The organism is Chitinophaga sp. (assembly GCF_036569125.1).
Classification (GTDB): Bacteria; Bacteroidota; Bacteroidia; order Chitinophagales; family Chitinophagaceae; genus Chitinophaga.
Window position 1 is genome coordinate 1 of record NZ_DATCRF010000313.1, and the last position, 10,018, is coordinate 10,018.

The following is a 10,018-nucleotide window of genomic DNA, read 5'->3' on the forward strand; positions in this document are numbered from 1 at the left end:
ACGTAATTATTTTTCAGGTATTCATTGGCAAAATCAACGATCTGCTTTTTGGTAACCTTGCTCATGGCATCTACCATCTCCACATCATTCAGCCAGTTCTGTCCGCGGTGCTTAATAAAGCCGTCCATAATGGAGTTAGCGCGGTTGTTATTGCTTTCCAGGCCCTGTAGCTCAGAAAGCTTGGCGTTATTAACGATGGCTTTTACCAGGGTTTCATCAAACTCTCCTTTTTTCAGGATCTCCAACTGGCCCAGCAGCAGGTCTTTAACTTCTTCCAAAGTTTGACCCTGTTTGGCTTTGCCGCTCAGGTAAAACACGGTATAGTCTTTCCATTGCAGCTGGCCTACGCTGGCGTTCAGCACTTTCTGCTGCTTGTTAATGTTAAGGTCCAGCAGGCCGGCCTTACCATTGTTCAGGATCTGCGCCACTACATTTGTTAGTACAGATGCTTTGGTATCCAGCGCACCGGGTAAACGGAAGGCAATGTTCACGTTTTCAGCATCGGGCCCAAACACCTCTTTTACTATGGGGGCCGCAATAGGTTTTTCTACCGGGGCTTTGTATTCGCGGATGGGTTTGGGCTGCATGTAGGCAAACTCTGTGTCTATCTTTTTGATCACATAGTCCGGGTCAAAATCGCCTGCCATTACAATGGCCATGTTATTGGGCACATAGTAGGCGTTATAAAAATCGCGGATGGCTTTCAGGTTCGGATTTTTCAGGTGCTCCACGGTGCCGATGGTTGACTGCTGCCCGTAGTTATGGGTGGGGAACAGCGCTGCCAGCATGCTTTCGTACATTTTACGGCTATCGTTATCCAGGCCGCGGTTCTTTTCTTCATACACGGCTTCCAGCTCGGTATGGAACAGGCGGAAAACGGGCTCGCGGAAACGCTCTCCCTGTACAAATAAATATTTATCTATGGCATTGGAGGGAATATCTTCTTCATAAATGGTTTCCTCTACCCAGGTATGGGCATTGGTACCCTGTGCGCCCATGCCGGCCATCATTTTATCATACTCATTGGCAATGGCGTATTTGGCGGCCAGGCCGGAAACGCTGTCTATCTGGTGGTATACCGTTTTGCGGGGGCCGGCGCCGCTGGTGTGGTTATAGGTGTTATATAAGCCTTCTATTTTATCCAGGTAAGTTTTTTCCTGCGCCCAGTCCAGGGAGCCGAATTTGTTGGTGCCCTTAAACAGCAGGTGCTCCAGGTAGTGGGCCAGGCCGGTGTGGTCTTTGGGATCATTGTCACTACCGGCGCGCACACCGATCAGGGTTTGAATGCGGGGCTCTTTTTTGTTGACGCTCAGGATAACGGTTAGCCCGTTCTTTAGTGTGTAGAAGCGTGCCTGCATGGGGTCGTCGGTCACATACCGGTAGGTATATCCGCCTGCAGTAGCTTCTTTCCATTCATATTTGTCCTGTGCATGTACGCTGTACAAGGTACAGGACAGTAACAGCATGAAAATGGCTCTTTTCAAAATAGTCATACGTTGGTTTTTGGAAATGAAATATAGATCGTCCAAATATAGAGAAAAGGGGAAAGCTACAAATAGGAGAAAAGGGAAGAAAGGCGAAAAAACGTGAAAATAGGATTCCGCAGCCTCCCGGGCCGGAAATTCCAATGGGATAATACGCTCACTTGATAAGTACGCTTAAATGCCTATTGCCGCTGGCTGGCAAACTGGTAGTGGGGGCGCAGGCGTGTCATCAGGGTATCGGCCCTGGGCGACAGATAATGATGGCTGGCCAGGTAACGGAAGCTTACCAGGTATAGCTGCGGGTTGCTGCCTACCATGGTTAATGCGGCGGCGGAGAAAAGCTGCTTAAGATATTGCTGGCGGGAGCTGCTGGGCGGGGCTTCTGACCGTTTAGCCATGAATGTTTCCTTTTTTGCAGGGGTAGGGTTTACACCCAGAATGCGTGTATCACAGGAATGTGCCCATACAATAAATCCGGAACAAGCTAGAAAGGTCAAAAAAGTACGCATAAGCCTAGTCTTAAGTGCTGGGTTAAGTTATGAAAAACGTCAAAAGCCGTTAAAACGGATGCCTACGGAAAATGGATATTGCTCCAGGCCGTAGTCATGCAGCGGTGTGAGCGCAAAGTTACCATAAAGTTTCACTGGTCCATAGCCCAGCTCACTGGTAATGCCCATCCGCCATTTGTTCAGGTTAAAATCGTCTGTACGCTTTACTTTGCCTCTCTCTTCACTGATCTGTTTGGTGCGTGATTTTACCAGGTAGCCCGCCATTACACCCATACTAACATCCACAGAGCGGCCGGGCCTGGCCGGGTTAGACGTAAAATTCAGCATCAAAGGTACGCTCAGGTATTCTGCAAACAATTTATTCTTTGAAAAATGTATAGAATCTTCCCGGATTATTTGTGTAGGATACCCCGGCACATACGTAATGCTGCGCGCATAACGGTAGTTGTTCATTTCGACACCTATAGCGTATATGAGGTTTAATTTATGCTTATAGATATTTAAGCGCTGCATAAGCACCCAAATGTTAACATTGATGGATTTATCGGGGATCAGCTTAAACTCGTCCGGTGTAAGGGGGGCGCTGGCGCTGCGGGGTGCAAAGGTATTGAGGCCCTGTGCGGAATAATCATAGCTTTTACCGGCTGCGTTCATGGCATAACCCGGGGTGGCATAGGCCATCAGGGCGGCGGCGCCTGCGCCGGCATAGTCGCTGCGGTCAATGTAGTTATTAAAGCCCAGGTCTATCACCAGCCAGCGGGTGTGCAGGTTCTTTTTAAGCTTATTGCGTGTGTATACGGTATCGTTATAGAACTTATAGTGGTTCTTTCCCCGCGCGTCTTTGCCTTTGATGATGATCAGGCCTTTGATCTGGATAGTATCTGCCGTAGGCACAGTAGCGGCAGGGGCAAGCTTCTGGGCCTGTACCTTCCCGATCGTAAGCATGAGCAGTAAAAAGATCCAGCGTAAAATTTTATACTTCATAGTTCTGTTCTGTATTGATATGGTTCCGCATTATTTCTGACGTTTTTTCCGGGAAAAGAATTTAGCCACATTGGTAACCCCGTTCAGCAGGCGGCTTTCGCTGCTGCTGGTAACGGACATGATCAGCTCTCCCTGTATTTCCGGCGCAGGTGCAGCTGCTGCCGGCTGTTCATCGGGTACCGGTGTGTGGGGCAGCTTCACAGAGCTGGCCATGGTTTGATCGCGATTGGCAGCTACATCCTGTACAGGAGGCACTTCTGCCGTGGTTTGGATCTTCTTTTCCAGGTGCTGCTGTACCACCTCCTCAGAGGTAGCGCGTGGCTGCGGCAGCTGTGCCAGCACAGGCTGTGCATTATTACCAACAACGGTATTGGTATTGGCAGATGCTGCAGCAGATGGGCTTACAGCCGCTTTTTGTGTGACAGTATGTTTTATGGGGCTATTGTTCTTAGCTATCAGCGTATGTTTTTCCGGTGCTGCGGCCGGGGTATTGTTAGCCAGCGCAGGTGCAGGCTGCTGTGCAGCGGGGAGTGATTGTACGGATGGTGCGGCCTTTTGCAGGTTTTGCCCTGGTGCTGCCGGCGTAGCTGTTTGCTGCTGCTGATTGGCTGCAACAATAGCCGTATCCTGTGCGCCCTGTTGTAAAGGCAGTACCCATAGCAGGAATGCGCCGGCTACTACTGCGGCGGCAGCGCCCCACCAGATGGGGCTTATGCGTACTTTAGTTGTGGTTTTGCGGTACAGGCCGGCTTTGCCGGGCATGTGCAGGGCAACATCTGCCTGCAGCCTGGTACGTTGTAAGAGTTGCAGGCTGGCCTGCAGCTCCGGATGCTGTTGCAGGAACTGCTGCAGCGTTTGTTCTTCGGCGGCTGTCAGCTCGCCATCTATATAGCTTAAGAAGTACGTTTCGTAATTATCTGTTGTTAAGGTGGCGGTGTGCCGGTAGAGCATTTCCTTATGCTCAAAGGCCGGCGTATCTGCAGCGGGCAGGCGCATAGCCTGCCAGGTTTCCAGCTCCTGCGCCACGTGCGGGTGCTTATCCAGGAAAGCTTGCAGAGCGGTGGTTTCGGCGGCGTTTAGCTCGCCATCTATATAGCTGAGCAGGAAGGGCTCATAATTTTCAAGGGTAATAATGGTGCTGCGGTACAGCAAAGCTTTATCGTTAAACACTTCGCCGGTATCCGGTTTCAGGATGGCGGCCTTATACACTTCCAGCTCCTTTGCCTGTGCAGGGTGCTGCTGCAGGAAGGCTTCCAGGGCGGTCCTTTCCTCCGTGTTCAGCTCTCCATCTATATAACTGAGCAGGAACTCCTCATAATTCGATATGTTGATGTCTACAGGCACAATTATATCACGTTTTCCATTTTTACCAGATAGTTCTTTAAATGTATCCTGGCCCGGTGCAGGTAAACTTTTACCTGTGATGGGTTCAGGTGCATGATGCTGCTGATCTCCTCATAGCTGTATCCCTCATAATCTTTCAGCAGGATCAGGGAGCGTTGTACTTCCGTAAGCCGGTTCAGTGCTTTTTCCAGCACATTTTTGGCGTTGTGTACGCGCTGCTCCGATATTTTTGTTTCCTCGCGGAACTGGTCCACCAGGGTTATGCGTTTTACTTTCCTCACATGATCTATCATATTATGGTACGCTACCGTAAAAAGGTACGACTTCGCCTTTTCAAAAGGTACGTCATTACAGTGCTTCCATAATATCTCAAATGCGTTTTGTACTACGTCTCTCGCGTCTTCCGTATGTTCCAGGTTCTTAACAATGAACCGGAAGAGATTGTCCGCGTACAGGTCCACGCATTTATTGTACTCCTTTTCCGTCATCCGGTGTTGCGGGATTTTAGTGCTAAGTTCCGACAAATACCTGAAAGTTCCTGTTTCAGCAGGCAGTTGCCAGTGGGCAGTTTGCAGTCTTGGGCGGTGTTCCCCAGTTCTTACCGCCAACTGCGGACTGCCAGCTGTCGACTCCAGCGGCATAAGATCCCCGCCATCTGACGCCGCTTTTTCATAACCGTGCAGGAATTGCTTTCATTCAATTTATCGCGTAAATGATAGTACTATGACGTAGGGCGGGCGGGAAATGTTACAACCCGGTCAAACTTTTTAGGTAAAACCGGGAAAGGACGGGCAAGCTCAGGGAATGGTGCTACATTTATTCTCATAAATTTGTCACATAAATACCCAAGTTTATGAACCAGCGCTTTATAACCCGTTTACAACAGGAACTGGATGAGATCCGGACTGCCGGCCTGTATAAAAATGAGCGGATCATTACTTCCGAACAGGGAGCCGAGATACAGGTGAACGGTAAAACCGTGGTGAACTTTTGCGCCAACAATTACCTGGGGCTAAGCTCTCACCCGGATGTGATAGCGGCCGCCAAGCAGGCTATTGACAGCCATGGATATGGTATGAGCAGTGTGCGCTTTATTTGCGGCACACAGGACATTCACCGGGAGCTGGAGCAGAAAATAGCGGCTTTCCTGGGCCTGGAAGACACTATCCTGTACGCTGCAGCCTTTGACGCCAACGGCGGGGTATTTGAGCCCCTCTTCGGCGAGCAGGATGCCATTATTTCCGATGCCCTGAACCATGCCTCTATTATTGACGGGGTGCGCCTGTGTAAGGCACAGCGCCTGCGTTATGAACATAATAACATGGCCGACCTGGAAGCTAAGCTGCAGGAAGCCGCCGGCGCCCGCAGCCGCATTATTGTAACGGACGGCTCCTTTAGCATGGACGGTACCATTGCCCAGCTGGACAAGATCTGTGACCTGGCGGATAAGTACGATGCTATTGTAATGAGCGATGAAAGCCACTCCTCCGGCTTCTTAGGCAAAACCGGCCGCGGCACCCACGAATACCGGGGTGTTATGGGCCGGGTAGATATTATTACCGGCACCCTGGGCAAAGCCCTGGGCGGCGCTTCCGGTGGTTTTACCAGTGGTAAAAAGGAAGTGATAGATATGCTGCGCCAGCGTAGCCGGCCTTACCTGTTCTCCAACTCCGTGGCTCCCAGCATTGTAGGCGCCTCTATAGCTGTGCTGGATATGCTGAGCAACACCACTGCCCTGCGGGATAAGCTGGAATACAATACCAAATACTTCCGCAGCAAAATGACAGAAGCCGGCTTTGATATAAAACCCGGCGACCACCCTATAGTGCCGGTAATGCTGTACGATGCGGTGCTGAGCCAGCAGTTTGCCGATAAGCTGCTGCAGGAAGGGGTGTATGTGATCGGGTTCTTTTTCCCGGTGGTGGCCAAGGGGCAGGCGCGGATACGTGTGCAGCTGAGCGCTGCGCATGAGCAGGCGCACCTGGATAAGGCTATTGCAGCATTTACGAAGGTAGGGAAAGAGCTTGGGGTGATTAAGGAAGGAGTGGGTGCGAAGTAGGGGTGGGAAAAAGATGTAGGGTTTTATGTAGGGGGGTAGAGTTGCACTGGGATGTTAGTAGGGAAAAAGGGGTGTTTTAGGAGGGAAGGACCCGGGTTGCACCCGAATTGCGCAGGAGTTGCGCACGGGTTGCGGCGCCATTACGGGGTTTTGAGAATACGAAAACTATTATATTTTATTCAGCCCCGGCAGGTCTCAGCATTTGCCGGGGCTGTTTGTTTCCAGGAATGCTCCCCGCAGGTAAATTACCAACAGCCTGCATCCTTACTACTGATTTACTACTTTTGCAGCAATTAATTCAACAACCGATGAAATATTTAGGCTGGATAGGCCTGCTGGCAACCTTACTAGTGAATGCCTGCGCTCCTAACAATGTAAGTGAAGAAAAAAGCTGGGAAAAATACTTTACAGAGAACAAGGTAGAAGGCTGCTTTATGCTGTACGACAATAGCCAGGGCACCTTTAAGGTATATAACCTTGACCGGGCCAAGGAACGTTTCCTGCCGGCATCCACCTTTAAAATATTCAACGCCCTGGTTGGCCTGGAAACCGGCGTGATCCGGGATACCGCTATGGTGATCAAATGGGATGGCATTCCCCGCGAAAAGGAGTGGGACCAGGACCTGAGCATGCAGCAGGCTTTCCGCCTGTCATCCGTACCCTATTTTCAGGAAGTGGCCCGCCGTATTGGCAAGCCTACCATGCAGCACTGGCTGGATACTATTAAATATGGCAACGCAAAGATCAGCCGGATAGATACCTTTTGGTTAGATAATTCCCTGCAGATCTCCCCGGATGAAGAGCTGGGCTTTGTGAAAAAGCTTTACTTCGACAATTTGCCTTTTACCAAAACCTCTATGCAATGGGTGCGCAGCGTAATGCTGATGGAAAAGACCGGTAAATATGAGCTGAGCTATAAAACCGGCTGGGGTATTACCGGCCGTAAAAAAATAGGCTGGATCACCGGCTGGGTGGAGGAAAACGGGCATCCTGCGTTTTATGTGCTGAATATAGAATCTGAAGATCCGAATATTGAGGTGCCTGATGTGCGGATGAAGATCCTGAAGGATATTTTGAAGCAGGAAGGGTATTTTGAAGGGCATAAGTAATGTTGAACCGGGGCCCGGTTCAACGTCCATGGTCCATGGTCGATGGTCCATGGCCTTTTACGAACGTGTAGTACAGCGTGAAATTTAAGTAATTGAACCACGGACGATGCCCGATCGTCCGTGGATATTTCCCTCTTTGTAAACCCTACAAACCACATACTAATAACCCCCATACCGTTAAAAAACTCATAAACCCCATCTTTTCGTTCTGTAAAACGTGGCAAAAAAATTATATTTGAGCCATATGTTACGTTTTCAGCATAGTGAATATTTATGGGCGCTGGCGTTATTGCTGGTGCTGCAGCTGGCTTTCATCAGCGTTACCTGGTGGAAACGCCGTTCCATACGCAGGCTGGGCGACCCTTCCCTGGTGGAAAAACTGTTCCTGGGGTATAGCCGCCGCCTGTTCACCCTCAAATTCCTGCTGCTGTTTGTAGCCTTCTTTTTTGGGGTAGTAGGACTGGCTAACCTGCAAAAGGGCAGCCGTATGGAAAAGATCACCCGTAAGGGCGTGGATGTGATCATTGCCCTGGACGTAAGTAAGAGCATGCTGGCCGGCGATATTAAACCGGACCGCCTTACCCGCTCCAAACAGCTTATTACCAAGCTAATGGACAAGCTGGATAATGACCGTATAGGCCTGGTAGTATTTGCCGGTAATGCCTACCTGCAAATGCCGCTTACCATTGACTACTCCGCCGCTAAAATGTACCTGAGCACTGTAAGCCCGGATATGATCCCTACCCAGGGTACTGCCATTCCACAGGCTATACAGGTCAGCAACGATGCTTTCAATAAAAAAGAACGTAAACATAAAGCCCTCATCATTATCTCCGACGGGGAAGATCATGACGAAGGCTCCCTGCAAAAAGCCCGCGCGGCTTTTGATGAAGGAGTGGTGATCAATACCATTGGTGTTGGATCCCCCACCGGCTCTCCCCTGCCCGACCCGGAAACCGGCGGTCCTAAAAAGGATAAGGATGGCAATATCATTATTTCCAAGCTGGATGAGAATGAGCTGAAATCTATTGCAGCTGCCGGCAAAGGCATTTACCAGCACCTGGATAATAATACTGAAGAAGTGGTGAATACGCTGGTAAGTAAAATTGACGGCATGGAGCAAAAGGAGTTTGGCGAAAATATATTTACAGACTATAACAGCTATTTCCAGTATTTCCTGGCAGCCTGCCTGCTGCTGATAGTAGCAGAGTTTTTTATACCGGAAGTGAAACGGCGGAAAGAAGAAGAAGCTGTTACCATTGTTAAAGAATGATCATGCAGAAATTGAGCACTATCTACCATATGCTTTTTGTAGCCGGCCTGTTATGCTGTAGCAGCGCGGCTTTTGCGCAAACCGGCAACAAGTATATCCGTAAGGGTAATGAGCTGTACCAGCAAAAACAGTATACCGATGCGGAAGCCAACTACAAAAAGGCGCTGGAACAAAACCAGCAGTCGGATGTAGGACGGTATAACCTGGGTAACTCCCTGTACGAGCAAAAACGGTATGACGATGCCCGTACCCAGTACACCAACAGCCTGAAGCTTTCCAAAGATAAAACCGTAAAAAGTGATGCTAACTATAACATCGGCAACACCTATATGGAAGGCAAAAAATGGGAAGAAAGCATTAAGGCCTACAAACAAAGCCTGAAAATGAACCCGGCCGATGAGGAGGCCCGTTATAACCTGGCCTATGCCCAGTCTATGCTGAAAAAGCAGCAGCAAGGCGGTGGCGGCGACAATAAGGATAATAAAGAGAACAAGGATAAAGACAAGAAAAAGCAGGACCAGCAGAACAAAAACCAGAATAAAGATCAGCAGGATAAACAAAAGGACCAGCAGGATAAAGAGAAAGAACAACAGGATCAGAAACCGCAGCCACAACCCAGCAAGCTGGATAAGCAGGAAGCGGAACGCCTGCTGCAGGCCCTGAACCAGGAGGAAAAGAAGCTCCAGGATAAAATGAAAAAAGCAAAAGGCCAGCCGGTGCAGGTGGAAAAAGATTGGTAGTATAAAAGCTGAAAGCTTAAAGCAGAAGGCCTAAAGCTTATGGCTTATATAATGCAGGCAGCCTTAAATTATAGATTCATAGCCGTGTTATTAAACACGGCTATTTTTTTAGCTACCCTTCAGAAGACAAGCTGCAGACCATCAGCAAAGGAAAAGTACCCGGTGCGTACCCGATGCGTTTTAAATAAAAAGGGCCATCCTATAATGACCCTTCGCTGATTCATTGTGCCAGTCTAAAAATGTTTAACGTTCGGCGCTTAACGCTGTGCCTTCCTTAATTTCATCACTGGCATTTTTTACCAGCACTTCATTTTCTTCCAGGCTGCCAAATATTTCCACCATACCATTGTATTCATTGCCGCGCTGCACAGGCACCCATTTTGCTTTATTCTGATCAACCTTTATTACAAATACTTTTTCGGAATTGCTTACCAGCGCGCTTTTAGGTACAATGTACACATCCTTTTTACCGGGCAGCGGCACCTGCGCCTCTGCATACATGCCGGGCAGCAGCTT

9 protein-coding genes and 1 pseudogene are annotated in these 10,018 nt (G+C 49.3%); 4 read left to right on the forward strand and 6 right to left on the reverse strand.

Annotated elements, in window-relative coordinates; all coding sequences use genetic code 11:
* From VIM87_RS11610 to VIM87_RS11630, 5 genes are all read right to left on the reverse strand, one after another.
* The coding region (locus tag VIM87_RS11610; RefSeq protein WP_331997156.1) for a pitrilysin family protein at positions 1–1,493 on the reverse strand (1,493 nt) is incomplete at its 3' end.
* Positions 1,494–1,666: 173 nt separating this feature from the next.
* The gene (locus tag VIM87_RS11615) at positions 1,667–1,882 is read right to left on the reverse strand and encodes a hypothetical protein (RefSeq protein WP_331997157.1); all 216 of its coding nucleotides are present in this window, start codon (positions 1,880–1,882) and stop codon (positions 1,667–1,669) included.
* A 150-nt stretch (positions 1,883–2,032) separates the two neighbouring features.
* Positions 2,033–2,977 (reverse strand): outer membrane beta-barrel protein, encoded by a 945-nt coding sequence (locus tag VIM87_RS11620; protein ID WP_331997158.1) that lies wholly within the window; start codon positions 2,975–2,977, stop codon positions 2,033–2,035.
* A gap of 30 nt (positions 2,978–3,007) precedes the next feature.
* The gene (locus VIM87_RS11625; protein ID WP_331997159.1) at positions 3,008–4,321 is read right to left on the reverse strand and encodes a hypothetical protein; all 1,314 of its coding nucleotides are present in this window, start codon (positions 4,319–4,321) and stop codon (positions 3,008–3,010) included.
* Between the two features lie 2 nt (positions 4,322–4,323).
* Complete coding sequence (locus VIM87_RS11630; protein WP_089907257.1) at positions 4,324–4,809, reverse strand: RNA polymerase sigma factor; 486 nt, start codon at positions 4,807–4,809, stop codon at positions 4,324–4,326.
* A 365-nt stretch (positions 4,810–5,174) separates the two neighbouring features.
* Between VIM87_RS11630 and kbl the strand changes: the two genes are divergently transcribed.
* The 4 genes from kbl to VIM87_RS11650 all read left to right on the forward strand — a co-directional run bounded on the left by kbl (position 5,175) and on the right by VIM87_RS11650 (position 9,502).
* Positions 5,175–6,380 carry a glycine C-acetyltransferase gene (gene kbl, locus VIM87_RS11635; protein WP_331997160.1) on the forward strand — a complete coding sequence of 402 codons (1,206 nt, stop codon included), beginning with the start codon at positions 5,175–5,177 and terminating at the stop codon, positions 6,378–6,380.
* 308 nt (positions 6,381–6,688) lie between these two features.
* Positions 6,689–7,489 (forward strand): class D beta-lactamase, encoded by an 801-nt coding sequence (gene blaOXA, locus VIM87_RS11640; RefSeq protein WP_331997161.1) that lies wholly within the window; start codon positions 6,689–6,691, stop codon positions 7,487–7,489.
* A 244-nt stretch (positions 7,490–7,733) separates the two neighbouring features.
* Complete coding sequence (locus VIM87_RS11645; protein WP_331997162.1) at positions 7,734–8,762, forward strand: VWA domain-containing protein; 1,029 nt, start codon at positions 7,734–7,736, stop codon at positions 8,760–8,762.
* Between the two features lie 2 nt (positions 8,763–8,764).
* A complete protein-coding gene (locus VIM87_RS11650) occupies positions 8,765–9,502 on the forward strand; it encodes a tetratricopeptide repeat protein (protein ID WP_331997163.1) in 738 nt (245 codons plus the stop codon).
* Positions 9,503–9,745: 243 nt separating this feature from the next.
* Here VIM87_RS11650 and VIM87_RS11655 read toward each other — a convergent pair.
* Positions 9,746–10,018, reverse strand: a pseudogene (locus VIM87_RS11655) (efflux RND transporter periplasmic adaptor subunit); the annotation flags it as partial.

Excerpts from the sequence above, each read along its gene's own strand:
- VIM87_RS11615 (WP_331997157.1), bottom strand. The coding sequence starts at position 1,882 with ATGGCTAAACGGTCAGAAGCCCCGCCCAGCAGCTCCCGCCAGCAATAT.
- VIM87_RS11620 (WP_331997158.1), bottom strand. The coding sequence starts at position 2,977 with ATGAAGTATAAAATTTTACGCTGGATCTTTTTACTGCTCATGCTTACG.
- VIM87_RS11630 (WP_089907257.1), bottom strand. The coding sequence starts at position 4,809 with ATGACGGAAAAGGAGTACAATAAATGCGTGGACCTGTACGCGGACAAT.
- kbl (WP_331997160.1), top strand. The coding sequence starts at position 5,175 with ATGAACCAGCGCTTTATAACCCGTTTACAACAGGAACTGGATGAGATC.
- blaOXA (WP_331997161.1), top strand. The coding sequence starts at position 6,689 with ATGAAATATTTAGGCTGGATAGGCCTGCTGGCAACCTTACTAGTGAAT.
- VIM87_RS11645 (WP_331997162.1), top strand. The coding sequence starts at position 7,734 with ATGTTACGTTTTCAGCATAGTGAATATTTATGGGCGCTGGCGTTATTG.
- VIM87_RS11650 (WP_331997163.1), top strand. The coding sequence starts at position 8,765 with ATGCAGAAATTGAGCACTATCTACCATATGCTTTTTGTAGCCGGCCTG.